The organism is Burkholderia sp. Bp8963, from assembly GCF_003854275.1.
GTDB lineage: Bacteria > Pseudomonadota > Gammaproteobacteria > Burkholderiales > Burkholderiaceae > Burkholderia.
The window spans coordinates 14,863-39,696 of record NZ_QTQP01000021.1 but is presented as its reverse complement, the minus strand read 5'-3'; the positions used below and the strand labels follow the sequence as shown (position 1 = coordinate 39,696).

Annotated in this window: 19 protein-coding genes; 16 read left to right on the top strand and 3 right to left on the bottom strand. The window is 68.4% G+C overall.

The genetic code is table 11. The annotated features are described in order from the left end of the window. Window positions 1-109: 109 nt before the first annotated feature. The 6 genes from DID96_RS19015 (at window position 110) to DID96_RS18990 (ending at window position 7,752) form a co-directional block, all read left to right on the top strand. Window positions 110-946: a MerR family transcriptional regulator gene (locus tag DID96_RS19015; protein WP_124600821.1), complete on the top strand. Its 837-nt coding sequence runs from the start codon at window positions 110-112 to the stop codon at window positions 944-946. Between the two features lie 126 nt (window positions 947-1,072). Further along, entirely contained in the window at window positions 1,073-2,071 is a 999-nt protein-coding gene (locus DID96_RS19010) for a sulfonate ABC transporter substrate-binding protein (protein WP_124600820.1), read from the top strand. A 70-nt stretch (window positions 2,072-2,141) separates the two neighbouring features. Then, a complete protein-coding gene (locus tag DID96_RS19005; protein ID WP_124600819.1) occupies window positions 2,142-3,326 on the top strand; it encodes an FIST N-terminal domain-containing protein in 1,185 nt (394 codons plus the stop codon). Between the two features lie 15 nt (window positions 3,327-3,341). After that, window positions 3,342-4,031 carry an ABC transporter ATP-binding protein gene (locus DID96_RS19000; RefSeq protein WP_124600818.1) on the top strand — a complete coding sequence of 230 codons (690 nt, stop codon included), beginning with the start codon at window positions 3,342-3,344 and terminating at the stop codon, window positions 4,029-4,031. Window positions 4,032-4,124: 93 nt separating this feature from the next. Continuing rightward, on the top strand, window positions 4,125-6,614 hold the full coding sequence (locus tag DID96_RS18995; protein WP_124600888.1) for an FtsX-like permease family protein: 2,490 nt from the start codon (window positions 4,125-4,127) through the stop codon (window positions 6,612-6,614). Between the two features lie 4 nt (window positions 6,615-6,618). After that, entirely contained in the window at window positions 6,619-7,752 is a 1,134-nt protein-coding gene (locus tag DID96_RS18990) for a lipocalin-like domain-containing protein (protein WP_124600817.1), read from the top strand. Window positions 7,753-7,866: 114 nt separating this feature from the next. Here the strand turns inward: DID96_RS18990 and speB are convergent, their stop codons facing one another. Continuing rightward, window positions 7,867-8,835, bottom strand: coding sequence for an agmatinase (gene speB / locus DID96_RS18985; RefSeq protein WP_124600816.1), 969 nt, complete (start codon window positions 8,833-8,835; stop codon window positions 7,867-7,869). Between the two features lie 422 nt (window positions 8,836-9,257). Here speB and DID96_RS18980 point away from each other — a divergent pair, with 422 nt between their 5' ends. The 5 genes from DID96_RS18980 (at window position 9,258) to DID96_RS18960 (ending at window position 14,525) form a co-directional block, all read left to right on the top strand. After that, window positions 9,258-9,929: a lysoplasmalogenase gene (locus DID96_RS18980; protein WP_124600815.1), complete on the top strand. Its 672-nt coding sequence runs from the start codon at window positions 9,258-9,260 to the stop codon at window positions 9,927-9,929. A 248-nt stretch (window positions 9,930-10,177) separates the two neighbouring features. Next, a complete protein-coding gene (locus tag DID96_RS18975; RefSeq protein WP_124600814.1) occupies window positions 10,178-11,761 on the top strand; it encodes an NAD(P)/FAD-dependent oxidoreductase in 1,584 nt (527 codons plus the stop codon). Window positions 11,762-11,783: 22 nt separating this feature from the next. After that, a complete protein-coding gene (locus DID96_RS18970; protein ID WP_124600813.1) occupies window positions 11,784-12,719 on the top strand; it encodes an SDR family oxidoreductase in 936 nt (311 codons plus the stop codon). After that, on the top strand, window positions 12,716-13,621 hold the full coding sequence (locus DID96_RS18965; RefSeq protein WP_124600812.1) for a metal-dependent hydrolase: 906 nt from the start codon (window positions 12,716-12,718) through the stop codon (window positions 13,619-13,621). The genes DID96_RS18970 and DID96_RS18965 overlap by 4 nt, the downstream gene beginning before the upstream one ends. A gap of 4 nt (window positions 13,622-13,625) precedes the next feature. After that, window positions 13,626-14,525: an alpha/beta fold hydrolase gene (locus tag DID96_RS18960; RefSeq protein WP_124600811.1), complete on the top strand. Its 900-nt coding sequence runs from the start codon at window positions 13,626-13,628 to the stop codon at window positions 14,523-14,525. Here the strand turns inward: DID96_RS18960 and DID96_RS18955 are convergent. Continuing rightward, window positions 14,486-15,043 carry a putative glycolipid-binding domain-containing protein gene (locus DID96_RS18955; protein ID WP_124600887.1) on the bottom strand — a complete coding sequence of 186 codons (558 nt, stop codon included), beginning with the start codon at window positions 15,041-15,043 and terminating at the stop codon, window positions 14,486-14,488. The genes DID96_RS18960 and DID96_RS18955 overlap by 40 nt on opposite strands. Before the next feature lie 143 nt (window positions 15,044-15,186). Between DID96_RS18955 and DID96_RS18950 the strand changes: the two genes are divergently transcribed. From DID96_RS18950 to DID96_RS18930, 5 genes are all read left to right on the top strand, one after another. Beyond that, window positions 15,187-16,080, top strand: a complete 894-nt coding sequence (locus DID96_RS18950; RefSeq protein WP_124600810.1) for an urea transporter — start codon at window positions 15,187-15,189, stop codon at window positions 16,078-16,080. Further along, window positions 16,055-16,831: a class II aldolase/adducin family protein gene (locus DID96_RS18945; protein ID WP_124600809.1), complete on the top strand. Its 777-nt coding sequence runs from the start codon at window positions 16,055-16,057 to the stop codon at window positions 16,829-16,831. Before DID96_RS18950 ends, DID96_RS18945 begins: the two co-directional genes overlap by 26 nt. Window positions 16,832-16,859: 28 nt before the next feature. After that, window positions 16,860-17,048, top strand: coding sequence for a 4-oxalocrotonate tautomerase (locus tag DID96_RS18940; protein WP_124600808.1), 189 nt, complete (start codon window positions 16,860-16,862; stop codon window positions 17,046-17,048). A gap of 260 nt (window positions 17,049-17,308) precedes the next feature. Continuing rightward, entirely contained in the window at window positions 17,309-22,150 is a 4,842-nt protein-coding gene (locus DID96_RS18935) for an NAD-glutamate dehydrogenase (protein ID WP_124600807.1), read from the top strand. A gap of 206 nt (window positions 22,151-22,356) precedes the next feature. Then, window positions 22,357-23,619, top strand: a complete 1,263-nt coding sequence (locus DID96_RS18930) for a multidrug effflux MFS transporter (protein WP_124600806.1) — start codon at window positions 22,357-22,359, stop codon at window positions 23,617-23,619. A gap of 134 nt (window positions 23,620-23,753) precedes the next feature. Here the strand turns inward: DID96_RS18930 and DID96_RS18925 are convergent, their stop codons facing one another. Beyond that, window positions 23,754-24,797 carry a lyase gene (locus DID96_RS18925; RefSeq protein WP_124600805.1) on the bottom strand — a complete coding sequence of 348 codons (1,044 nt, stop codon included), beginning with the start codon at window positions 24,795-24,797 and terminating at the stop codon, window positions 23,754-23,756. Between the last annotated feature and the right edge of the window lie 37 nt (window positions 24,798-24,834).

Genomic DNA, 24,834 nt, shown 5'->3' with positions numbered 1-24,834 from the left:
CGGCCGCCGCCCGCCGCCGCCACGCAATCCGGTTGCGCGCCCGTTCGATCCAGCACCGACGCCGGCCTGCGCATCTCCGGAGCCCGCCGCGCCGCGCTAGAATGGCCGCATGCCAAAACCGACTCACCCCACACCTGACGAGGCCGTTGCGGACACCGCCCGCAACGAGTACACAGTCGACGAACTCGCGCGCGTGTCCGACACGACCGTGCGCAACGTCCGCGCGTACCAGGACCGCGGGCTGCTCGCGCCGCCCGAGAAGCGCGGCCGCGTCGGCATCTACGACGACACGCACGTCGCGCGCCTGAAGCTGATCAACCACCTGCTCGCGCGCGGCTACACGCTGTCGAACATCCAGGACCTGATCAAGGCCATCGACGAAGGCCACGACCTGCGCTCGATCCTCGGACTCGAGAACGCGATCGGCGGCCGCTGGTCGCACGAGCTGCCGAAGACCTACTCGATCGCCGCGCTCGCGCAGATGTTCGGCCCGCAGACGCCCGCGCAACTGTCGCGCGTGACCGAGCTCGGCCTGCTCGAGCGGCGTGGCCTGTCGTTCGTCGCGAAGAGCCCCGCGCTGCTCGAGGCGGCGGCCGCGATGACGAAGGAAGGCATCCCGGTGCGCGAACTGCTCGACACGATCAGCGTCGCGCGCCCGCACTTCGACGCAATCGCGCGACTGCTCGTCGACCTCGTCGTGAAGCGGCTCGACCGCTACGACGAAGGTGCGCTGCCGCCGCCGACCGACGTGCCCGCGCTCGTCGACGCGATCTGGCGCCTGCGTCCGCTCGCGGCTGTATTCGTCGAAGGCGAGACGAACCGCGCGCTCGAGGCCGCGGCAAGCGCGTATCTCGGCGGCCGCGTCGCGACGATCCTCGACAAGAAGCTCAGCGACGAAGCCGCGCGCCAGGGCGGCACGCCGGATGCACCCGGCGGCAAAGCATAGGTCCGGCGCCGTCATATTCAAATCGGTAATGCTTCGTTTGCGGGTGCCTACGCCCGTGCGACGATTCTTCCAACCGAGCGGCGGTGCTGCTGCTCGCCGGAAGACGTTTCGCATGGAGCCCGTTCGATGATTCGTTTCACCCGCTGGATTCCCCGCGCCGCTGTAGCGGCGCTCGTCGCGTCGGCCACCGTGTCTGCCGGATCCATGGCGCCGGCCTTCGCGCAAGGCGGCGCCGACAAGGTCGTGCGCATCGGCTACCAGAAGGCCGGCCTGCTGTCGGTCGTCAACGCGCAAGGCGCGCTCGAGACGCGGCTGAAGCCGCTCGGCTACCGCGTCCAGTGGTTCGAATTCCCGGCGGGCCCGCAACTGCTCGAAGCGCTGAACGCAAACAGCATCGACTTCGGCTATACGGGCGCGCCGCCGCCCGTGTTCGCCCAGGCGGCCGGCGTGCGCTTCGTGTACGTCGGCGCGGAGCCGCCGGCGCCGCACAACGAGGCGGTGGTCGTGAAGCCCGATTCGCCGATCAGGTCCGTGGCCGACCTGCGCGGCAAGAAGGTCGCCCTGCAAAAGGGTTCCAGTGCGAACTACCTGCTGCTGAAGGCGCTGCAGAAGGCCGGCGTGCGCTACGACGAGATCCGCCCGGTCTACCTGCCGCCCGCCGACGCGCGCGCCGCGTTCGAAAGCGGCAACGTCGATGCATGGGTGATCTGGGATCCCTATTACGCGGCCGCACAGCACACGCTGAAGGTACGCACGCTGTCCGACTACACGGGCATCACGGCGACCAACAACTTCTACGAGGCAACGCGGGATTTCGCGCAGCGCAATCCGGAGATCGTCGCCGCGATCCTGCAGCAGGCGCGCGCGACCGGCCTGTGGGTCAACCAGCATCCGGCCGAGACCGCCGCGCTGCTCGCGCCGAAGGTCGGCCTCCCCGAGCCGCTCGTCGCCGCGTGGATCAAGCGCGTGCCATTCGGTGCGGTGCCGATCGACGACCGGATCGTCGCGACCCAGCAAGGCGTCGCCGATGCGTTCTACGGTGCAAAGCTGATCCCGCAAAAACTCACCGTCAGCGACAACGCGTGGACCGATAACAGCGTGAGGTCGGCGCTTGCGGCGAAGTAATACGCGGCCGTGCGAACATGTCGTGCCCGTCGAGAGTCCAATACCTTGTCGACTTCGACAGGTATCCGCCATGTCTCACGCTTCGTTTGTCCACGCTCACGCTGCGCACGCCGATTGGCGCGTCGCCCTTGCCGAATGCCGGCGCCAGATTCAGGCCGAAATGACGGCGCGCGCGGCCCGGCACGGTGAATCCGCGCCGTTCACGCTCGGCTGGTGCTACCTGAGCGACTATTACGCACCCGAGTCCGAGGCCATCCTCGATGAACTCCAGCAGGCGCTGCCGGGCGTCGCCTGGGTCGGCACGGCCGGTGTCGGCGTGTCCGCGAGCGGCGTCGAATACATCGACGAACCGGCTCTCGTGCTGATGGTCGCGCCGCTGCCACGGGACGCGTTCCGGTTGTTCTCCGGCCGGCAGCCACTGCCTGCGGCATCCTCCGCGTTCGAGCCCCATACCGCGCTGGTGCATGCAGAGGGCGGCACGCCGGACGTGCAGGATCTGCTGCACGAGCTGAGCGCGCGCACGACCACCGGGTATCTGTTCGGCGGCCTGTCCTCGGCGCGAAACCGTCCGCTGCACATTGCGGACGGTGTGTTCACCGGGGGGCTGTCGGGCGTGCTCTTCGGCCCCGGGGTCGGTCTGATCTCACGCGTCACGCAGGGATGCCAGCCGATCGGGCCCGTGCGCACCGTTACCCGGGCCGAGCGCAACCTGGTGGTTACGCTGGATGGCAAGCCCGCACTCGATTGCGTGCTGGACGATCTGGGACTCGATCAGGATCTGCCGATCGAGGCGTTGTCGGAGGCGCTGTCCGTCAACCTGGCCGGCTTGAGCAGCGGCACCGAAGACGTGCCGACATCGCCCGGAAAGTTCGGCGCGGATACGCTCGTGCGGCACGTGGTGGGCGTGGATCCGGAGCATCGGATCCTGGCAGTGGCAGATCTGGTCGAGCCCGGCATGCATCTGGCCTTTTGCACACGCAACCCCGAAGCCGCCCGGGCCGATCTGGTGCGCATTGCAACGGAAATCCGCGCCGAACTGGAGGGCGGCACGGCGGGGCACATGACGGGCGCCCTGTATGTCAGTTGCTCGGGACGCGGCGGCCCGCACTTCGGCGCGCCGAATGCGGAGTTGCAGACCGTGCGGGATGCGCTGGGCGACGTGCCGCTGGCGGGATTCTTCGCCGGCGGCGAGATCGCAAGGAATCACCTGTACGGCTATACGGGGGTACTGACGGTCTTTACGAGCGGGGACTGAAACACCTCGACCATCATGCTGACGCTGTCGAACGTTTCGAAAAGCTATCCGGGCACGCAGCCACGCAACGTGCTGCGATGCATCAACCTCGAACTGAACGCGTGCGAGTGTGTGGCGATCATGGGTGAATCCGGCGTCGGCAAGTCCACCCTGCTGAATCTCGCCGCCGGGCTCGACCGCCCGGATAGCGGGCAGATCGTGTTCGACGGACAGGACCTCGCGACGCTCGACGACGACGCCACCACGCTGCTGCGCCGGCAGAAGATGGGCTTCGTGTTCCAGGCGTTTCACGTGCTGCCGAATCTGAGCGCGGCGCAGAACATCGCGCTGCCGTTGCTGCTGAACGGCGTGCGCGCAACGGATGCGTCCGCGCAGGTGGCGCTCGCGCTTGCATCGGTCGGGCTCGAAGGACGCGCCGATACGCTGCCGCGCGAACTCTCCGGCGGCGAATTGCAGCGCGTGGCGATTGCGCGTGCGCTCGTTCACCGGCCGCGCCTCGTGCTGGCGGACGAACCGACCGGCAACCTGGATCATGACACCGCGATGCGGATCCTGCGCCTGCTGCGCGAGTTGACGCAACAGTGCCGTGCTGCCGCGCTGCTCGTCACGCACTCGGCGGTGGCGGCCGCGACGGCCGACCGGGTCCTCCGGCTGACGCCGCGCGGGCTCGAGCCGCATGGGTTGCGGCAGCGCGGCAGCGCGTGACCGACGCATGCCTGGCGAGCCGTGTCAGCCATTCGTTCACTCGGACTGTTCGCCAGACCCGGCGCGTACGGCGCCGTGCTCGTCTTCGGCGAGATGCGCCGCCACCCGTTGCGGGCGTTCGTCGCGATGCTGGCGATCGCGGCCGGCGTCGCGATGGGCTACGCGGTCGATCTGATCAATCGCGCGGCGCTCACCGAACTGTCATCGACGGTCAATTCGCTGATGGGCAATGCCGACGTCGAAATCCGCGGCCCGCGCGCTGGCTTCGATGAAGCGCTGTACCCGGTCGTCGCGCGCCTGCCGGGCATTGCGATGGCAAGCCCTGTGGTCGAGGTGGATGCGCGGGTGGCGGGCCGGGAAACATCGTTGAAGCTGCTCGGAATCGATGTGTTTCGCGCGGGCTTCGTCACGCCGAACCTGATCGGGCGAACCGGGAGCGCAGGCGCCGGCAGGCTCGACCTGCTGGACCCGGACGCCGTGTTTCTTTCGCCGGCGGCCATCGCATGGACCGGCCTGCGGCCGGGCGAACGCCTTGCGGTGCAGGTCGGGCTTCAGTCCGTCGTGCTGCGCGTCGCCGGCACGCTGCCGGCATCGGGCGAAGCCGTACGCGTCGGCGTGATGGATATCGGCGCGGCACAGTGGCGTCTGCAGCGGCTCGGCACGTTGCAGAGGATCGACATCAAGCTCAGGCCAGGTGTCGACGTCGACGCGTTCAAACGCTCGCTCGCCCCGCTCCTGCCGGCCGGCGTCGCCGCGCTCACCCCGCTCGACAATGCACGCCGCACGTCGCAGCTGTCACGCGCGTATCGCGCGAACCTGAACGTGCTGGCCTTGGTCGCGCTGTTCACGGGCGCGTTTCTCGTCTTCACGATGCAGGCGCTCGCCGTGCTGCGGCAGCGCACGCAGTTCGCGTTGCTGCGCGCGCTTGGCGTGACACGCCGCGGTGTGATCGGGCTCGTCGTCGCCGAGGGCGCCGTACAGGGCGTGCTCGGCGCCCTGCTGGGCGTCGCGCTCGGCTTTTCGCTTGCCGCGGCCGTGTTGCGTTTTGCCGGCGGCGATCTCGGCGGCGGCTATTTCGAGGGCATGCAGCCGACGCTGCGCTTCGATCCCGGGTCCGCGTCGGCGTTCTTCGCGCTCGGCCTGTGCGCGGCGCTGCTCGGCAGCGCCGCGCCGGCCGTCGAAGCCGCGCGCGCACGGCCGGCACAGGCGCTGAGAGCGGGCGATGAAGAACGGCCGCTCAAGCGCCTGCATGCATCGCGGACCGGGACGGGCGCACTCTGCGCGCTCGGTGCAGGCCTCGCGTTGACGCAATTGCCGCCGATTGGCGGGCTGCCGGTGTTCGGCTACGCGGCGATCGCGTTGCTGCTGCTCGGCGGCATCGTCGCGATGCCCAGCGCCGCCCGTGCCGTGTTCGACGCGCTGCCGCGGCCACAACGTGCGCTGCCGCAACTGGCCCTCGCCCAGCTCGCTCATGCACCCGGTCGCGCGGCGATCGGGCTGGCAGGCATCGTCGTGAGCTTCAGCTTGATGGCGGCCATGGCGATCATGGTGTCGAGCTTTCGCATTGCGGTGGACAACTGGCTGCAGGTGCTGCTGCCGGCGCCGCTTTACCTGCGCGCATCGCCGGGCGGCGACAGCGCGTACCTGTCCGCGAACGATCAGGCTGCGATCGCAGCGACATCCGGCATCGAACGCGCAGAATTCCTGCGCGCGACGCAGATTTCACCCGACCCGCGCCTGCCGCCCGTCAGCCTGATTGCGCGGCCGATCGACCCGCGCAATCCGGGCGCACGCTTGCCGCTCGTCGGCGGCGCTATCGTGCCGCGCGACGGGGAACCGCCACCGGTGTGGGTCAGCGAGGCGATGACCGATCTGTACGGCCTGCATCCCGGCCAGACCGTGGCACTGCCGGTCGCAGGCCTTCGCGTCACGTTCACGGTGGCCGGCGTATGGCGCGACTATGCTCGCCAGTTCGGCGCGGTGGTGATCGACGAGCGCGACTATCGGCGGCTCACGCACGATATGCGCGTCACCGATGCGGCGTTGTGGCTCGCGCCGGGCGTCACGCCGGCCCAGGCGATCACGCGTCTGCGCGGTCGCCTCGCCGGCGGAGCCCAGCTCACGTTCGCCGAGCCCGGCGAAATTCGCGCGGTGAGCCTCAGGATCTTCGACCGGAGCTTCGCCGTCACCTATCTGCTGGAAGCCGTCGCCGTGTTGATCGGCCTGTTCGGCATCGGCGCGAGCTTCAGCGCGCAGGCGCTGGCGCGCGCGAGAGAGTTCGGCATGTTGCGGCACATCGGCGTCACGCGCCGCCAGATTGCCGCGATGCTGGCGCTCGAAGGCGCGCTCCTCGCGCTGTTTGGCGTGCTGTCCGGCCTGCTGCTGGGATCGGTGATCGCGGCGGTGCTCGTCCATGTGGTCAATCCGCAGTCGTTTCACTGGACCATGAACCTGCATATGCCATGGGGACGGCTGATGGTACTTGCGTCGGCAGTCGTCTGCGCCGCCGCGCTCACCGCGCTGTGGAGCGCTCGCGCGGCCATGTCGGTGGACGCGGTGCGCGCCGTGCGCGAAGACTGGTGACGGGATGAACCGGCGCACGTTTCTGCTCGCACCCGCCGCGCTCGCGCTCGGCTCCGGCGCGTCAGCCGGCACACCCGACTATCCGCAGGTGGTGAACGGACGCGCGTTCGCGTTTCCGCGCGACTACGGCGCCCATCCGCGCTATCGGACCGAATGGTGGTATGCGACCGGCTGGCTGCAAACCGCGTCGAGTCACGCGCTGGGTTTTCAGGTGACGTTCTTTCGCTCGCGGCCGTCTTTGGACGATGCGAACCCGAGCCGCTTCGCGCCGTCGCAGTTGCTGTTTGCGCATGTCGCACTGAGCGATCCGCGGGTGGGCCGCCTGCAGCACGACCAGCGCGCGGCGCGCACCGGCTTCGGCCTTGCCGACGCGAGCGAAACGGATACCGACGCGCATCTCGGCGACTGGTCGTTTCGGCGCGACGCCAACGGGCACTACCGCGTCAGTATCGCCACGCCCGATTTCACGTTCGCATTCACGATGCGTCCGTCGCAACCGGTGCTGCTCAACGGCAGTTCGGGCTATAGCCGCAAAGGCCCGCTCGCGGGCGAAGCGAGCTACTACTACAGCGAGCCGTGGTTGCACGTGACCGGCACCCTGCTGCTCCGGGACGGGCGGTACGGCCAGACGGAAACTGTGCGCGGGCGCGCATGGCTCGATCATGAATGGTCGTCGGCGCCACTGGATGACAACGCGGTCGGCTGGGACTGGATCGGCATCGATCTCGACGACGGCGGCGCGGTGATGGCGTTCGTGATTCGCGACAACGCGGGCCGCAAGCTCTGGGCGGGCGGCACGCTGCGGGACCGGGACGGGAACACCCGTGCGTTATCGCCGGAGCGTGTCCGCTTCACGCCGCTGCGCTGGTGGCGCTCGCCGCATACGGACGCACGCTACCCGGTTGCGATGCGTGTCGATGCGGGTGACATGCGACTGCTGCTCACGCCATTGATGGACGATCAGGAACTCGATAGCCGTGCGAGCACGGGCGCGGTGTACTGGGAAGGCGCTGTGACCGCATTCGAAGCGCCGCGTCGCGAGCCTGAAACGTCGAACGGAAATGAAGCGCGTGCCGGCAGGAAGCTCGGGTTGGGGTACCTCGAATTGACCGGGTATTTACGCCGGCTCGATCTGTAGCTCGGGGATGCATGGCGGTGTGAACAGCACCCCAGAAGTTGGACACCGGTCCAACCCATGGGGTGCTGTTCAATCGCACGGGTGTTTGCGTTGCGATCGACCAGGCCGCCACGCTCAGCGCGACGTCCCCGCCACCTTCTTCTGCCGCCACAGACACAGCAGGTCGCATGCAATGTGCGCGGCCGCGATCGCGGTGATGTCCGCGTGGTCGTACGCAGGCGCGACTTCGACGACATCCGCGCCAATCAGGTTCACCGCGCCGAGCGCACGCACGATCGCAAGCGCCTGCGCGGACGACAACCCGCCCGCAACCGGCGTGCCGGTGCCGGGCGCGAACGCGGGATCGAGACAGTCGATATCGAACGTCAGGTACGCAGGCCGCGTGCCGACGATCGAGACGATGCGCTCGACCGCCGCGCGCGGGCCATGCTCGTGCACCCACGCGGCATCGAGCCGCTCGATGCCGAGGAAATCGTCGTTCCACGTGCGGATGCCGACCTGCACCGACGTCGCCGGATCGATCAGCCCCGCCTTCACCGCCTTGTAGAACATCGTGCCGTGATTCAGGCTGTCGGGCTCGTCGTCGGCCCAGGTGTCGCAATGCGCGTCGAAGTGGATCAGCGACAGCGGCTTGCCGTAGCGCTCCGCGTGCGCGACCAGCAGCGGATACGTGATGTAGTGATCGCCACCGAAGGTCAGCATCTTCGCGCCCGAGCGCAGGATCGTGCGCGCATGCTCGACGATCGCCGGCTTGATCGACAGCGGATTGTGCGCGTCGAACCAGCAGTCGCCGTAATCGATCGCCGCGAGCTCGTCGAACGGGTTGAAGCCCCACGGATATGGGTGCAGCTCCGCGAGCTGCACGCTCGCCGCGCGGATCGCCGCCGGGCCGAGCCGCGCGCCCGAACGGTAGGTCGTCGCGAGATCGAGCGGCACGCCGGAAATCGCGACGTCGACGCCATCGAGCACGCGCGTGTAGTTGCGCCGCATGAACGACAGCACGCCGGCATAGGTGCTTTCGATCGAGGCGCCGTACGGGGACGTGCGACGGATCGCGCCGTCGCCATGGAGAAGTTCGGTCATGTCGAACCTGTTTTCTGGAAGCCGATCTCGCCGCGCGCGCGGTCGGTTGGCGGCGGATCGGAATGGCACGGATTCATTTCGGACGCACGGCGCGACCGGCGGCCGCGACCATCGCGCTGGCTGGCGAACCCTGAAGCGCAGCCGGGCGGGACAACACATCCCGCGCCGATGATAGCAAGCCGAATTTCGGCGTATGCCCCGGTTCAGCCGGGGCAACGTGCGGATGGATGGCGATCGCAACCCGACACCACCGGGGCAACGCTGCGGTACCCGCCGGGCGGCCAGCATTGCCCGCGCCGAATGTCCCGCCTCCGTCCTAGAAGGAATCGCCGGTTTTCCCGCCCCCGTTCTTCCGGATAATGGCCGGCAGCCGCGCCCTCGCAGGCGCGCTGCCGACAACAATCTTCCGGAGACACCCCGCCGTGATCGCCACGCTTCCCGCCACCTACCGCCGGCTCTGGCCGCTCGCCGTTGCCGCCGCGCTGTTGTATGGCCTGTCGCTCGCCGCCGCGCCCTATCCCGGACAAGCCGCCGCGAAAGCCGCGATGGGCGTGCTGCTGCTCGCGGCCGGCAGCGCCTGCGGCGCGGCGCGCGAACGCGCGTGGCTGTGCGCGGCGCTCGCAACCGCGGTGCTCGGCGACGTGCTGCTCGCGCTCCCCGAATGGCCGCTGTCGTTCGTCGGCGGCCTCGGCGCATTCCTGCTCACGCACCTGTGCTACTGCGCGATCTTCTTCCGCTGGCACGCACGCCCGCACGGCTGGCGCATCGCCGCGCTGATCGGGCTGTGGATCGCCGCGCCGTGCTTCTACGCCGCGTTCTTCCCGCATCTGCACGAGCTGGCCGCGCCGGTCGCCGTCTACATGCTGGTGCTGTGCGCAATGGCGACCTTCGCGCTCGCCGCACGCACCCGTGGCCCGCTCGTCGCGATCGGCAGCCTGATCTTCGTCGGCTCCGACACACTGATCGGCGTCGGCCGCTTCCTCGGCGGCTTTCCGGGCATCGACTACCTGATCTGGGCACTGTATGCGCTCGCGCAGGTCACGATCGTGGCCGGGGTTTTCCATGAGACGGCCGTGCGCTCGGTCCGACCCTGATTCGATTTCAAACAGGCCGCCGTGCGCCGGCAGTCTGACACACCACCTGCCGACCCGCGCTCGGCGGGCCTCGCCGGCCCGGCCGGCCACCCGTCCGCGCCCCCGTTCCAAACCCGCTCCCGCCTTTCCCCACGCGGCTTCCGGCCATTAGAGTCCCCCGTCTACCCTCTTGCGGATTCCGGGTTCACCCACTATCGTTACATCAGTCAATGTAACATTCAAAAATGAGCCATAACGGAGACACCCGGATGAATGCTCGCACTTTGCCTTTCGGCCCCCCTGGTCACGACGGCCCGGACGAATCCATCGACATCGCCATCATCGGCACCGGCTTCGCCGGCCTCGGGATGGCCATTCGCTTGCGGCAGACCGGCGTGACCGATTTCGTCGTCCTCGAGAAGGCGGCGTCGGTCGGCGGCACGTGGCGCGACAATCACTACCCCGGGTGTGCATGCGACGTGCAATCGCACGTCTACTCGTTCTCGTTCGCGCCGAATCCGCGCTGGACGCGCATGTTCGCGCCGCAGCCGGAAATCCGCGCGTATCTCGAAGACTGCGTGCAGCGCTTCGGGATCGGCGCGCACCTGCGCCTGAACCACGAACTGCAGCGCGCCGAGTACGACGAGGCCGCGCAGCGCTGGCGCCTCACGTTCGCGAACGGCAAGCGGCTGTCCGCGCGCGTGCTGGTGTCCGGGATGGGCGGGCTGTCGCGCGCGGCGCTGCCGGCGATCCCGGGCGTCGAGACTTTCACGGGTCGCGCGTTCCACTCGCAGCAGTGGGACCACGACTATTCGCTCGACGGCAAGCGCGTCGCGGTGATCGGCACCGGCGCGAGCGCGATCCAGTTCGTCCCGCAGATCGCGCCGCGCGTGAAGGAACTCGCGCTGTTCCAGCGCACGCCGCCGTGGATCATGCCGAAGCCGGACCGCAACCTGACGAAGCTCGAACAGTGGCTGTTCCGCGCGATGCCGTTCACGCAGAAGCTCGTCAGAAGCGGGATCTACTGGATGCTCGAATCGCGTGTGCTCGGCTTCGCGATCCATCCGTCGCTGATGAAGAACGTGCAGAAGCTCGCGCTGCGCCACATCCGCAAGCAGATTCCCGATCCGCAACTGCGCGAGGCCGTGACGCCGAACTACACGCTCGGCTGCAAGCGCGTGCTGATCTCGAACGACTACTACCCGGCGCTGTCGCGCAAGAACGTCGACGTGGTCACGACCGGCATCGAGCGCATCGACGGGAACGCGGTCGTGACGACCGACGGCAAGCGCCACGAAGTCGACTGCCTGATCTACGGCACGGGCTTCCAGGTAGCCGATCCGTATCCGCGCGGCGCGATCATCGGCCGCGGCGGCCTCGACATCGTCGACGCATGGCGCGACGGCGCGCACGCGTATCTCGGCACGACGCTGCCCGGTTACCCGAACTTCTTCATGATCGTCGGCCCGAACACGGGCCTCGGCCACAACTCGATGGTGTTCATGATCGAGTCGCAAATCGAATACATCCTCGGCGCGTTGCGGGCGATGCACCGGGAGCGCGCGGACGCGATCGAGGTGCGCCCGCTCGTCGAGGCGCAGTTCAACCACGACCTGCAGGGCAAGCTGAAGAAGGCGATCTGGTCGACGGGCGGCTGCAAGAGCTGGTATCTCGACCCGCGCACCGGCAAGAACACGACGCTATGGCCGGGCTTCACGTGGCGCTTCCGGCAGGCGACGGCCCGTTTCTCGATGGCCGACTACCACGCGTATCGCGCGCCGCAATACGACACGGCCGCGCGGCCGATCGCCGCGCCCGCGCCCGCCCCCGCCGCTTCCACGCAAGCGGCCTGAGACCCGAACAGGAGCAACCGACATGAGAGATTTCGCCAACAAGGTCGCCGCGATCACCGGCGCGGGCTCGGGCATGGGCCGCTCGCTCGCGGTGCAGCTCGCGCAGGCCGGCTGCCACGCGGCACTCGCCGACAAGAACGCGGTCGGCCTCGCCGAAACCGAACGGATCGTCCGCGCGGTCGCGCCGGGCGTGCGCGTGACGACGCGCGCGCTGGACGTCGGCGACCGCGACGCGATGTTCGCGTGGGCCGACGACACCGCGCACGAACACGGCAAGGTCAACCTGATCTTCAACAACGCGGGCGTCGCGCTGTCGAGCACGATCGAAGGCATGGAATACAGCGATCTCGAGTGGATCGTGAACATCAACTTCTGGGGCGTCGTGCACGGCACGAAGGCATTCCTGCCGCACCTGAAGGCGTCCGGCGACGGCCACGTGATCAACACGTCGAGCATCTTCGGGATCTTCGCGCAGCCGGGCATGAGCGGCTACAACGCGACCAAGTTCGCGGTGCGCGGCTTCACCGAATCGCTGCGCCAGGAGCTCGACATGATGAAGTGCGGCGTGTCGGCGACGTGCGTGCATCCGGGCGGGATCCGCACGAACATCGCACAGTCGAGCCGCGTCGCGAAGAACATGGTCGGCTTCATGGTCGAGAGCGAGCAGCAAGGCAAGGACGAATTCGAGAAATTCTTCATCACGACCGCCGACGACGCCGCACGCACGATCCTCGCCGGCGTGCGCAAGAACCAGCGCCGCGTGCTGATCGGCCGCGACGCGCGCGGCGCCGACTGGCTCGCGCGCATCCTGCCGTCCGCGTACCAGGCGCTCGTCGTGCTCGCGACCCGGCACGAGGCCGCGAAGGCGCGCCGCCGCGCGGCCCGCAGCACGCCCGCACCCGCGCCGGTCGGCGCAACGTATGAGAACGCAGGCAACCAGGGAGGAAAACAATCATGACGACCCCGCAGATGATGCCCGTGCGGCGCGACATCCGTTTCGCGCTCCCCCCTGAACACGCGCGCGACTGGCATGTGCAGGGCGTGCCCGTCACGCATTTCATGAATGCGCTGTCGCTGCTGTTCCCGGCCGGCGAGCGGTTCTTCATGGATTCGGTGCGAAACTACCGCGACCGGATCGACGACCCCGAGCTGAAGAAGCAGGTGATGGGCTTCATTGGCCAGGAAGCGATGCACACGCGCGAGCACATCGAGTACAACGACCTGCTGCAGGCGTCGGGCCTACCCGCGCACAAGCTCGACAAGCGCCTGTGGACGATCCTCGGCTGGTTCAAGAAGGTGCTGCCGCATTCGATGCAGCTCGCGATCACGATCGCGCTCGAGCACTACACGGCGATACTCGCGAACCAGCTGCTGTCGGGCCATGAGCACAGGATCGACGGCTCCGTCGACAGCTATCAGCAGATGTGGATGTGGCATGCGATGGAAGAGACCGAGCACAAGGCCGTCTCGTACGACGTGTGGAACGCGGTGATGAAGCCGGGCCTCGGCAGCTATCTGCTGCGCACCGGCACGATGCTGACGACGACCGTGCTGTTCTGGGCGATCGTGTTCGACTTCCACCTGCGCCTGATGTCCGCGCACCGGCGCCGTCACGGGAAGTTCGGCGGCATGTGGCGCCTCGTGAAGTATCTGTACAGCCCGAAGAACGGCGTGTTCCCGAGCATCGCGCGCGAATGGCTCGACTATTTCCGGCCGGGCTTCCATCCGTGGGACCACGACAACCACCAGTACCTGCAGGGGCTCGACACGCTGCTCGCGAACATCGACGCGACCAACGCGCAGTATGCCGCGCAGGCCGCGCCGCGCCGCGTGCCGCTGCATCCGGTCCCGCAGGCATGATGCGATGGCGCGCGCGAACGAGATGCTGACCGTCAAATCCGGCGACGTGAAGCTCGCCGTCTACGTGAGCGGCTCGCGCCGCGCGCCGCCCGTGATCCTCGTGCACGGCTACCCGGATTCCGCGACGGTCTGGGAGCCGATCCGCGCGCGGCTCGCGAAGCGCTACCGCGTGATCGCGTACGACGTGCGCGGCGCCGGCGCGTCCGATGCGCCGACCCGGCGCGCGGATTACGCGCTCGCGCGCCTCGCGGAGGACCTGAAGGCCGTCGCCGACGCAATCTGTGGCAACCGGCCGTTCCACCTCGTCGGCCACGACTGGGGGTCGATCCAGTGCTGGGAAGCGGCAACCGACCCGGCGTTCCGCGGACGCATCGCGTCGTACACGTCGATCTCGGGGCCGTGCCTCGACCACGTGTTCCGCGCGAAGCTGCGGCTCGGGCAGAGCCTGAAGTCGTGGTACATCGCGTTCTTCCACCTGCTGCTCGTGCCGTCGCTGGTCTGGCGGCTCGGCGGCGCCGCGCTGTGGCCGCGCTGGCTGCAGCTCACCGAGAAGATCCGGCCCAAGCCCGACCCCGCGCAACTGAAGAACGCGCTGAACGGCATGAAGCTGTACCGTGCGAACTTCGTCGCGCGCGCCCGGCGGCCGCGCGAGCGGTATGCGCAGGCGCCCGTGCAGATCCTCGTGCCGGTACGCGACCGCTACGTGACGCCGGCGATGTCGGCCGACCTCGGCCGCTGGCTCGGCGAGCACGTGCGCGAGGAAATCGACGGCGCGCCCTGGATCGTGTTGCGCAACCCCGACCTGATCGCGTCGCGGATCGACCGCTTCGCCGCCGCGCACGAGAAGAAAACGGCGGCGCCCGATCAGCGGATCGCCGGCAAGCGCCTGAACAACGTCTCGTAGTCGATCACGAGGCCGTCGTCGTCGATGTCCATCTCGGCTGAGAAATCCCGGAAGATGCCTTCGTAGCGGTAGCGCCGGCCCGGCTCGATGCACGCGTACGCCTGCTTGACCGGGGTCGCCTTCAGGTCCGGCGTCGACACGTAGACGACGTCGATCGGCTGCCGCTCGCCGCGCGCGAGCCCGAGGCGGCCGATCGGCAACGAGTTCGTGTACGGCGTCGCCGCAATGTCGATGTCGATGCAGCCGTCGAGCTCGGGCAGCGCCCGCCCCGAGCCGTCGCGCCAGTGGCCGTGACCGTCGCCGCGCAGCTCGAGCGTGCCGCCGCCCATCACCTTGAGCACGGCATAGGTCGCGCGCCATTGTGCGTCGCAGACCACCCGGTACGCGAGCCCGTATGACTTGCCGTACCGCTGGCCGACCACCGCGCTTTCCACGATGATCCCGCCGTCGCTGCGGTCGAACACCAGATGCTCGATCCCGTCGCCTTCGAGCGATGCCCAACGCACTTCACGCCGCATTTCACTCATCTCGCCTCCTCTGTTGTTCTGATCTGATGCCGGTTGCGCAGCATCCTCGCACAAATTCCGACTATCCATGATTCCCTATTCCGGTGCATGCCGATCTGCCCTATCCTCGCGGCTCGTCCTGTCCCGCCGCCGTCATGTCCGCCATCCCGTCCGCCCCGCCCACGATCGACCTGCGCATCCTGCTGCGTAGCCTCGGCCAGATCGTGCTGCAGGCGAACGCGCTGACCGGCGCGCTGCTGCTCGCCGCACTCGCGCTCACCGACGCGCGGCTCGCGTGTGCGGCGCTGCTCGGCGCGGCCGCCGCCAACATGATCGCGGTGCTGACGGGCGCCGCGCGCCGCGACGTCGAACCGGGGCTGTACGGCTTCAACGGCGCGCTCGCCGCGCTGGCCGCCGTCACGTTCGCGCCACAGCCGCTCGCGGCCGTCGCACTCGCGCCGCTCGCCGCGACAGGCGCGGCGCTCGTGCAGCGCGCGCTGCACCGGCCGCTCAAGAAATGGCGCCAGTGCCCGTATTCGAGCCCGTATCTTGCCGCTACCGCGCTGTGGCTGCCGTTTGTCGCGACGCAGCATGCGGGCGCGAGCGCAACCGGCGTGCCGCTGTCGCTCTCTTCGTTTGCACTGCCGCTGCTCGCCGGCGTCGCGCAGACCACCTTCGCGCAAGGCGCGTGGGCCGGCGCGCTGCTCGTCGCCGGGATCGCCGCCGCGTCGCGCCGCGCGGCCGCGTTCGCGCTCGGCGGCGCGCTGGTGTCGACTGCGCTGCTGCTCGCGCTCGGCGCCGACGCCGCGATGCTCGCGGACGGTCTGCTAGGCTTCAATGGCGCGCTCGCCGCGCTGGCGCTGATGCCGCGCGGCGCGCGCGCCGCATTGGCGGCCGCGGTGCTCGCCGCGCTGCTGCAGGCGCTCGCGCTGCGCACGGGCGTCACGGTCCTCACCGCGCCGTTCGTGCTGGCGTCGTGGCTCACGACGGCGCTCATGCGCAGCCTCACCCTGGGAGACACCGATGTCGTCATTCGCTCACCGTCCTGACACCGTCGCCCCGGGCGGCCCGATCTCGGACGCCGAACGCCGGCTGCGCGTCGATCTCGCCGCCGCGTACCGGCTCGTCGCGCTGAACGGCTGGGACGACCTGATCTACACACACCTGTCCGCGACCGTACCGGGCGAGCCAGGCCGCTTCCTGATCAACCCGTTCGGACTGACGTTCGACGAGGTGCGCGCGTCGAATCTCGTGAAGATCGACCTCGCCGGCAACCGGATCGGCGACGGCGAGCATCCGGTCAACGTAACCGGCTTCGCGCTGCACGCGGCCGTGCATGCGGCGCGACCCGACGCGGTATGCGTGATGCACCTGCACAATACGGCCGGCATCGCGGTGTCGATCCAGCGCGACGGGCTGCTGCCCGCATCGCAGCATGCGTTGCGCTTCTACGGCGATCTCGCGTATCACGACTACGAGGCGCTTGCGTTCTCGCCGGCCGAAGGCGCGCGACTGACCGCGAGCCTCGGCGCGAAATCCGCAATGCTGCTGCGCAACCACGGCACGCTGACGGTCGGCCGCACGGTCGCCGAGGCCTACGTGCTGATGGACACGCTGATCAAGGCCTGCGACATCCAGGTGCGCGCGCAGGCGGGCGGCGGGCCGCTCGTGCTGCCCGAGCCGGCTGTCGCAACACGCACCGCCGAGCAGCTGCGCGACGGCGGCGCGATCGAAGGCGAGCTCGAATGGCCTGCGCTGCTGCGCCGCCTCGACCGGATCGATCCGTCGTATCGCAATTGATTTGTTCACCCCAAACGGAGCATTTGTCATGCCGACTTTCAATATCCAGCTGTTCGAAGGCCGCACCGTCGAGCAGAAGCGCCAGTTCGTCGAAGCGATCACGCGCGTCACCTGCGAGACGCTCGGCTGCGAGCCGGCCTCCGTCGACATCATCCTCACAGACGTAAAGAAGGAGAACTGGGCAACGGCCGGCAAGCTGTGGAGCGACGAGCGCTGAACGCCTGAGCCGAAGACGAATGCATCGCGCGCCGTGCATTCGTCTCATCTTTGCCGGGCACGATGCCGCTCGACCTGATGCATCCGCCCGACGAGCGGCACCCCGATCCGAAGCCGTCCCGCGGTCTCGCGCAGGCCGCGCGCCCGCCTCCCTGCACTGCCGTCCGCGCGATGTGCGCCCGCACATCGCTTCGTCACGCATTCGGCGCATAATGGCGCACTGACGAAGCAGTCGATGGCCACCCGAGAGGAGAACGCGCCATGGAAGCGAAGAACGAAGAAGTCGTCGCACACCTGCTCTCCGATGTCGTCGAATTCGCGCGCGAGCGCCTGCCCGAGGCGACCTTCCGGATCGTTGAACCCTTCCTCCGCCACTACTACGATTTCGTCGACGCCGACGACATCCAGAGCCGCGGCATCGCCGATCTCTACGGCGCCGCGATGGCGCACTGGCAGACCGCCCAGAAATTCGTGCCCGGCAGCGAGCGGCTGCGCGTGTACAACCCGATCCTCGAACAGCACGGCTGGCACTCCGACCACACGGTGATCGAGATCGTCAACGACGACATGCCGTTCCTCGTCGATTCGGTATCGATGGCCGTCAACCGTCTCGGGCTCGCGCTGCATTCGGCGCTGCACCCCGTGTTCCGGATCTGGCGCGGCAAGAACGGCGGCATCGAGCGCGTCGACGTCGGCGGCATCGCAACCGACGACACGCACTCGCAGCTCGCGTCGTTCATCCACTTCGAAGTCGACCGATGCGGCGATGCAGCGATGCTCAACTCGCTGCGCAACGACATCGCGCGCGTGCTCGGCGACGTGCGCGCGTCCGTCGAGGACTGGCCGAAGATCGTCGACATCGCGCGCAACACGATCAAGGACATGAAGGCACGCGAGACGAGCGCCGAAGACATCGAGGCGCGCGCGTTCCTCGAGTGGATGGTGGCCGACCATTTCACGTTTCTCGGGCAACGCGACTACGCGCTCGTGTCGCACGGCGCCGGCTTCGCGCTGCGCGGCATCGAAGGCACGGGCTTCGGCATCCTGCGCGAAGCGCTGCGCGCGCCGGGCACGTCGGACGAGACGCCGCTGCCGCCCGCCGCCGCGGAAATCATCCATGGCACCTGGCCGATCTTCCTGACCAAGGCGAACTCGCGCGCGACCGTGCACCGGCCCGGCTATCTCGACTACGTCGGCGTCAAGCTGGTCGGCCCCGACGGCAAGGTCTGCGGCGAGCGGCGCTTCATCGGGCTGTACACGTCGACCGCCTACTTCGTGTCCTGCTCGGAAATCCCGATCGTGCGCCGCAAGTGCGCGAACATCGTGCAGCGCGCGGGCTTCTTGCCGAAAGGCCATCTCGGCAAGACGCTCGTGACGGTGCTCGAAACCTATCCGCGCGACGAGCTGTTCCAGGCCGACGAAGACCAGCTGTACGACATCGCGCTCGGCGTGCTGCGGCTGCAGGAACACCAGCGCACGCGCCTGTTCGTGCGGCGCGACCGCTTCGACCGCTTCGCGTCGTGCCTCGTCTACGTGCCGCGCGACAAGTACAACACCGACCTGCGCCGGCGCATCGCGCGGCTGCTCGTCGACGCATTCAAAGGCGTCAACGTCGAATTCACGCCGCTGCTGTCGGAATCCGCGATCGCGCGGATCCACTTCGTCGTGCACGCGGAGCCGGGCACGATGCCCGACGTCGACACGCGCGAGCTCGAGGCGCGCCTCGTGCAGGTGTCGCGCCGCTGGCAGGACGACCTGTCCGACGCGCTGCTCGACGCGTTCGGCGAGGAGCAAGGCAACCGCCTGCTGCAGCGCTATGCCGATTCGTTCCCGGCCGGCTACCGCGACGACTATCCGGCGCGCACCGCGGTGCGCGACATCGAGCTGATCGAGCGCGTGAGCGGCACCGGGCGCCTCGCGATGAACCTGTACCGGCCAATCGAGGCCGGCGCGCGCACGTTCCGCTTCAAGGTCTACCGCTCCGGCGACCCGATCGCGCTGTCGCGCAGCCTGCCGATGCTCGAACACCTCGGCGTGCGCGTCGACGAGGAGCGGCCGTACCGGATCCAGGCGCAGGACGCCGCGCCCGCGTGGGTGCACGATTTCGGCCTCGAACTGGCGGACGACACCGAGTTCGACATCGAGCGCGTGAAGGGGCTGTTCGAGGACGCGTTCGACCGGATCTGGAGCGGCCGGATCGAGAACGACGATTTCAACCGGCTCGTGCTGCGCGCGCACCTGAGCGCACGCGAACTCACGATCCTGCGCGCGTATGCGAAATACCTGCGGCAGGTCGGCTCGACCTTCAGCGACGCGTACATCGAGCGCGCGCTGACCGGCAACCCGGCAATCGCGCGACAGCTCGTCGAGCTGTTCGTCGTGCGCTTCGATCCGCGCACCGGCAGCACGCGCGACGCGCAGGCCGAGCGGCTGCTGAAGGCGATCGAGACCGCGCTCGACCAGGTGCCGAATCTCGACGAGGACCGGATCCTGCGCCAGTTCCTCGGCGTGATCAACGCGACCGAGCGCACCAACTACTACCGGCACGACGCGGACGGCGAGCCCAAGCCATACCTGTCGTTCAAGTTCAATCCCGCAAAAGTGCCGGGCCTGCCCGAGCCGAAGCCGATGTTCGAGATCTGGGTGTATTCGCCGCGCGTCGAGGGCGTGCACCTGCGCGGCGGGCGCGTCGCGCGCGGCGGCCTGCGCTGGTCCGACCGCCGCGAGGATTTCCGCACCGAAGTGCTCGGGCTGATGAAGGCGCAGATGGTGAAGAACGTCGTGATCGTGCCGGTCGGCTCGAAAGGCGGGTTCGTCGTGAAGAACCCGCCGCCGCCGAGCGACCGTGAAGCGTGGATGCGCGAAGGCATCGCGTGCTACCAGACGTTCCTGCGCGGCCTGCTCGACCTGACCGACAACCTCGCCGGCACTGCGGTCGTGCCGCCGCCCGACGTCGTGCGACACGACCACGACGATCCATATCTGGTCGTCGCGGCCGACAAGGGCACGGCGACCTTCTCCGACTACGCGAACGCGATCTCGCAGGAATACGGCTTCTGGCTCGACGACGCGTTCGCGTCCGGCGGCTCGGTCGGCTACGACCACAAGAAGATGGCGATCACCGCGCGCGGCGCGTGGGAATCGGTCAAGCGGCATTTCCGCGAGATGGGCATCGACACGCAGACGACCGACTTCACCGTGGTCGGCATCGGCGACATGTCGGGCGACGTGTTCGGCAACGGCATGCTGCTGTCGCCGCACATCAAGCTCGTCGCGGCATTCGACCACCGGCACGTGTTCCTCGATCCGAACCCCGATCCGGCCGTGAGCTTCGCCGAGCGCGCGCGGCTCTTCGCGCTCGAACGGTCGAGCTGGGCCGACTACGATACGTCAGCGATTTCCGCAGGCGGCGGCGTCTATCCGCGCACCGCGAAGACGATCCCGCTGTCGCCCGCGGTGCAGGCCTCGCTCGGCATCGATGCGCCCGCGCTCACGCCGAGCGAGCTGATCCGCGCGATCCTGCAGGCGAGCGTCGACCTGCTCTACAACGGCGGGATCGGCACCTACGTGAAGGCTGCGCACGAATCGAACGCGCAGGTTGGCGACCGCACGAACGACGCGGTGCGCGTGAATGGCTCGGACCTGCGCTGCAAGGTCATCGGCGAAGGCGGCAACCTCGGCGTCACGCAGTTCGGGCGCATCGAGTTCGCACAGCGCGGCGGGCGGATCAACACCGACGCGATCGACAATTCGGCCGGCGTCGACTGTTCGGATCACGAAGTCAACATCAAGATCCTGCTCGGCCTCGTGGTTGCCGACGGCGAGATGACCGAGAAGCAGCGCAACGCGCTGCTCGCGGAGATGACCGACGAAGTCGGGCTGCTCGTGCTGCGCGACAACTACTACCAGACCCAGGCGCTGTCGATCGCCGGCCGCTACACGGTCGAGCTGCTCGATGCGGAAGCGCGGCTGATGCGCTGGCTCGAGCGCGCGGGGCGCCTCAATCGCGTGATCGAGTTCCTGCCGACCGACGACGAAATCGCCGAACGCCAGACCGCGAAGCTCGGCCTCACGTCGCCGGAGCGCGCGGTGCTGCTCGCGTACAGCAAGATGTGGCTGTACGACGCGCTGCTCGAATCCGACGTGCCGGAAGACCCGCTCGTCGCCGGGATGCTGGTCGACTATTTTCCGAAGCCGCTGCAGCAGCGCTTCAGCGAGCCGATGCGCCGCCATCCGCTGCGCCGCGAGATTCTCGCGACCCACCTGACGAACGCGCTCGTCAACCGGGTCGGCTGCGCGTTCGTGCACCGGCTGATGGAAGAGACGGATGCAGATCCTGGCGACATCGTGCGCGCATGCATCATGGCGCGCGACGTGTTCGATCTCGACGCGGTCTGGCGCGACATTGACGCGCTCGACAACCGCGTCGCCGACGACGTGCAGGCGCGCATGTTCGTCGACGTCGCGCGGCTGCTCGAACGCGCGGCGCTGTGGTTCCTGCGGCACCTGCAGGCAGGCGCGATCGGCGATGGCGGCGTCGGCGAACTGCTCGCGCGCTGCCGCGATGCCGCCGAGCGGCTCGCGCCGCAACTGCCTTCGCTGCTGCCCGTCGCCGATCTCGATGCGCTGTCCGAACGGCAACGCGTGCTGGTCGACGCGGGCGTCGACAGCGCGCTCGCGGTGCGCGTCGCGAGCGGCGACATCTCGGCTGCGCTGCTCGACATCGCCGAAGTGGCCGCGACCTGCAACCGCAGCCTCGAACTCGTCGCGGGCGTGTACTTCGCGCTCGGCACGCAGCTCAATTACGGCTGGATCAGCGAGCGTGCAGCCGCGCTGCCGACGCCGACGCATTGGGACATGATGGCGCGCGCGGCCGCGCTCGCGGACGTCGCGCGTCTGAAGCGCGCGCTGACGACGAGCGCGCTCACGGAAGCCGCGGCATCAACGGAGCCGGATGCGATCGTCGATGCGTGGCGCGGGCGGCGGGAGGCGGCGCTGGAACGTTATGCGCGGTTGCTCGCGGATCTGCGAGCGACGGGCGGGGCCAGCCTTTCGGTGCTGCTCGTGATCGTGCGGGAGATGGGGGTGCTCGAGCGAGCTTGAGGGGCTTGAGGGGCTTGAGGGGCTTGAGGGGCTTGAGGGCCTCGAAGAACTTGAGGGGGCGGCGGTCAACCTCGCGACCGCCATGGGAATCCGGCCGAGCGGCGCAACAACAGGCACAATACACACGGCGGCGTTTTCCGAACACAGTGTTCGCCAGTCGAACCACGCAAAGCCGCGCCGCCCGACTCCGATCCTTCACTGCCGTCATGACCCACTCGTTCCCCGAACGCGCGGCCACGCCCGCGCGCGCGCCGAATTCGCCGCGTTTCCTGTTGTTCCTGATCTGCCTGTTCGCGTCCGCGGGCCAGCTCGCGATCGACATCTACGTGCCCGCGCTGCCCGAGATGGCGCGCTATTTCGCGACGTCGCCGCAGGCGATCCAGTCGAGCGTGTCCGCGTACATGGCCGCCTATGCGTTCAGCCAGCTCGTGTTCGGGCCCGTCGCCGACGCATACGGGCGCAGGCGCGTGCTCGCGTTCGGGCTCGTGATCTACACGATCGGCTGTGTGCTGTCGCTCGGCGCGACCAGCCTGGAGACGTTCGTGCTGGCCCGCTGCCTGCAGGGCTTCGGCATCGCGACGACGAACCTGCTCGCGAAGGCGATCATCACCGATTCGTTCCGTGGCCAGGCGCTGATGCATGCGTTCACCTATATGTCGATCGCGTGGGGGCTCGCGCCGATCATCGCGCCGGTGATCGGCGCGCACCTGCAGACGTGGTTCGGCTGGCACGCATGCCTCGTGTTCCTGCTGGTCTACTCGCTGTTGATGTGGGCGGTGCTGTGGCGTTATCGCGAAACGTTGCCGCAGCCCGTGCACCTCGAGCCGCGCACGCTGATGACGAACGCGGGCAAGGTGCTGTCGAGCCCCGTGTTCCAGAGCTGCTTCCTCGCGCAGGGGCTGTGCTACAGCATCCTGCTCGTGTTCAACATCATCGGGCCGTTCATGGTGCAGAACACGCTACACAAGCCGCCGACCTATTTCGGCTACCTCGCGCTCGGGATCGGGATGATGTACTTCCTCGGCGGCCTGTCGAACCGCGTGCATGGCCCGCGCCTGCCGAGCGCCGAGCAGCGGCTGCAGATCGGCACGCGCGTGATGGCGGGCGCGGCGATCGCGATGCTGGTGCTCGCGCTGACGGTCGGCCTGCAGGTCTGGACGCTCGCCACGCCGGTGCTCGTGATGGGCTTCTGCGCGGGCGCGATGTATCCGACGCTGATGGCGAAGGGCAATTCGCTGTTCCCGCACATCGCGGGCCTGACGAGCGCGATCCTCGGGTGCGCGCTGCTGCTCGTGTCGTCGGCGATGATGGGGCTCGCGGGCTTCGTGTCGGTGCAGGTACTAACGCCGCTCGCGGTGTTCTTCGTGATCCTCGCGCTCACGGTCGTCGTGATGGTGACGAAGCTGCTGCGCCATCTGGCGCGGATGACGCCCGCGGCTGTCGTGCGCGGCAGCGGAGAGGCTGCGTAGGGGTTTGTCGGTCCGGTCACGGTCGTTCGACAGCGACCGGACCGCTGACAATCAGAAGCCTTGCGCTCGACACCTGGTCCACCCGATGAGAACAAAGGCGGTGATCCTCGATGTCGGCGAACTGCCACGTGCCGTCAGTTGCTCCCTGCCTCCGCAGCACCGGACCGGTAACGCACCAGATGATCGGTGCCGGATTCCGACAGCCAGACGTCTGCCCCACGGCCCATCATCTGGCGAACGTTCGCGTGCGGGCGCGGCAGCGCCAGCACGTCGAACCGCTCGGTGCGCGGGTCGAAACGCACGAGCGCGTTCGCGCTCCATTCGCTGAGCCACACGATGTCGCGTTCGTCGACGAAGATCGCATACGCATGCGGCTCGTGGCCCGGCAACGGCCACTCGCGCCATCGATGCGTCGCGGGATCGAACTCGCCGACCTTGCCCGCGTTCCACTCGCTGAGCCAGACCCGCCCCTTCGAATCGGACCAGACACGGCGCGCGCCCTGCTTCGGTGTCGGCGGCTCGATGACCTGCGCCGTGCCGGTCGCCGGGTCGATGCGGCCGAGATAGCTGCCGGCCAGCGATGCGAAGTACAGGCTGCCGTCAGGCGTCACGCAGATGCCGTACGCGCCCGGCCCGCGTGGCGCATCGAAGACGCGCATCTTCCCGCTCGCCGGATCGAGTTCGCCATAGACGCCGCTTTGTCCCGTAAACCACAGATGCCCCCGCTTGTCGAACACCGCGGTATTCAGGTTCGCGTCCGGACGGTCATTCGGCAACGGGAAACGCGTGACGACGAGCGTCTTCGCGTCGACGCGCACGATCGCGTTCTGGCCGCCGTCCGTGATCCACGCGGCATGATCGGGGCCGACGATCACGCCGTGCGGCGCCGACCCTTTGCCGAGCGGAACGTGCTCGATCCTGCCGGTACCTGGATTCAAACGCCCGACCTCGCCCTGTGCCTGCGCGGTGTACCACACGCGGCCGTCGGGCGCCGGGGCGACGTCGTGCGGCGCGCTGCCGGCGGGGACGGCGAAACTGTCGAACGAACGCGATTGCGCATGCGCAGGACCGACGATGAACATCGCGCTCATCAGGATCCATGCAAGCGGCAGGATCAATCCCGGTCCGCGCATCCCGCCGGCAGCTGCAGCCACTTTTCCTCTCGCAATCTCCAGCATGGCTGCCTCCGTGATCCGGAACGAGCATCAAAGCCCA

Coding starts and splice junctions, on each gene's coding strand:
- DID96_RS19015 (WP_124600821.1), top strand. CDS start 110: ATGCCAAAACCGACTCACCCCACACCTGACGAGGCCGTTGCGGACACC.
- DID96_RS19010 (WP_124600820.1), top strand. CDS start 1,073: ATGATTCGTTTCACCCGCTGGATTCCCCGCGCCGCTGTAGCGGCGCTC.
- DID96_RS19005 (WP_124600819.1), top strand. CDS start 2,142: ATGTCTCACGCTTCGTTTGTCCACGCTCACGCTGCGCACGCCGATTGG.
- DID96_RS19000 (WP_124600818.1), top strand. CDS start 3,342: ATGCTGACGCTGTCGAACGTTTCGAAAAGCTATCCGGGCACGCAGCCA.
- DID96_RS18995 (WP_124600888.1), top strand. CDS start 4,125: ATGCGCCGCCACCCGTTGCGGGCGTTCGTCGCGATGCTGGCGATCGCG.
- DID96_RS18990 (WP_124600817.1), top strand. CDS start 6,619: ATGAACCGGCGCACGTTTCTGCTCGCACCCGCCGCGCTCGCGCTCGGC.
- speB (WP_124600816.1), bottom strand. CDS start 8,835: ATGACCGAACTTCTCCATGGCGACGGCGCGATCCGTCGCACGTCCCCG.
- DID96_RS18975 (WP_124600814.1), top strand. CDS start 10,178: ATGAATGCTCGCACTTTGCCTTTCGGCCCCCCTGGTCACGACGGCCCG.
- DID96_RS18970 (WP_124600813.1), top strand. CDS start 11,784: ATGAGAGATTTCGCCAACAAGGTCGCCGCGATCACCGGCGCGGGCTCG.
- DID96_RS18965 (WP_124600812.1), top strand. CDS start 12,716: ATGACGACCCCGCAGATGATGCCCGTGCGGCGCGACATCCGTTTCGCG.
- DID96_RS18960 (WP_124600811.1), top strand. CDS start 13,626: ATGGCGCGCGCGAACGAGATGCTGACCGTCAAATCCGGCGACGTGAAG.
- DID96_RS18955 (WP_124600887.1), bottom strand. CDS start 15,043: ATGCGGCGTGAAGTGCGTTGGGCATCGCTCGAAGGCGACGGGATCGAG.
- DID96_RS18950 (WP_124600810.1), top strand. CDS start 15,187: ATGTCCGCCATCCCGTCCGCCCCGCCCACGATCGACCTGCGCATCCTG.
- DID96_RS18945 (WP_124600809.1), top strand. CDS start 16,055: ATGTCGTCATTCGCTCACCGTCCTGACACCGTCGCCCCGGGCGGCCCG.
- DID96_RS18940 (WP_124600808.1), top strand. CDS start 16,860: ATGCCGACTTTCAATATCCAGCTGTTCGAAGGCCGCACCGTCGAGCAG.
- DID96_RS18935 (WP_124600807.1), top strand. CDS start 17,309: ATGGAAGCGAAGAACGAAGAAGTCGTCGCACACCTGCTCTCCGATGTC.
- DID96_RS18930 (WP_124600806.1), top strand. CDS start 22,357: ATGACCCACTCGTTCCCCGAACGCGCGGCCACGCCCGCGCGCGCGCCG.
- DID96_RS18925 (WP_124600805.1), bottom strand. CDS start 24,797: ATGCTGGAGATTGCGAGAGGAAAAGTGGCTGCAGCTGCCGGCGGGATG.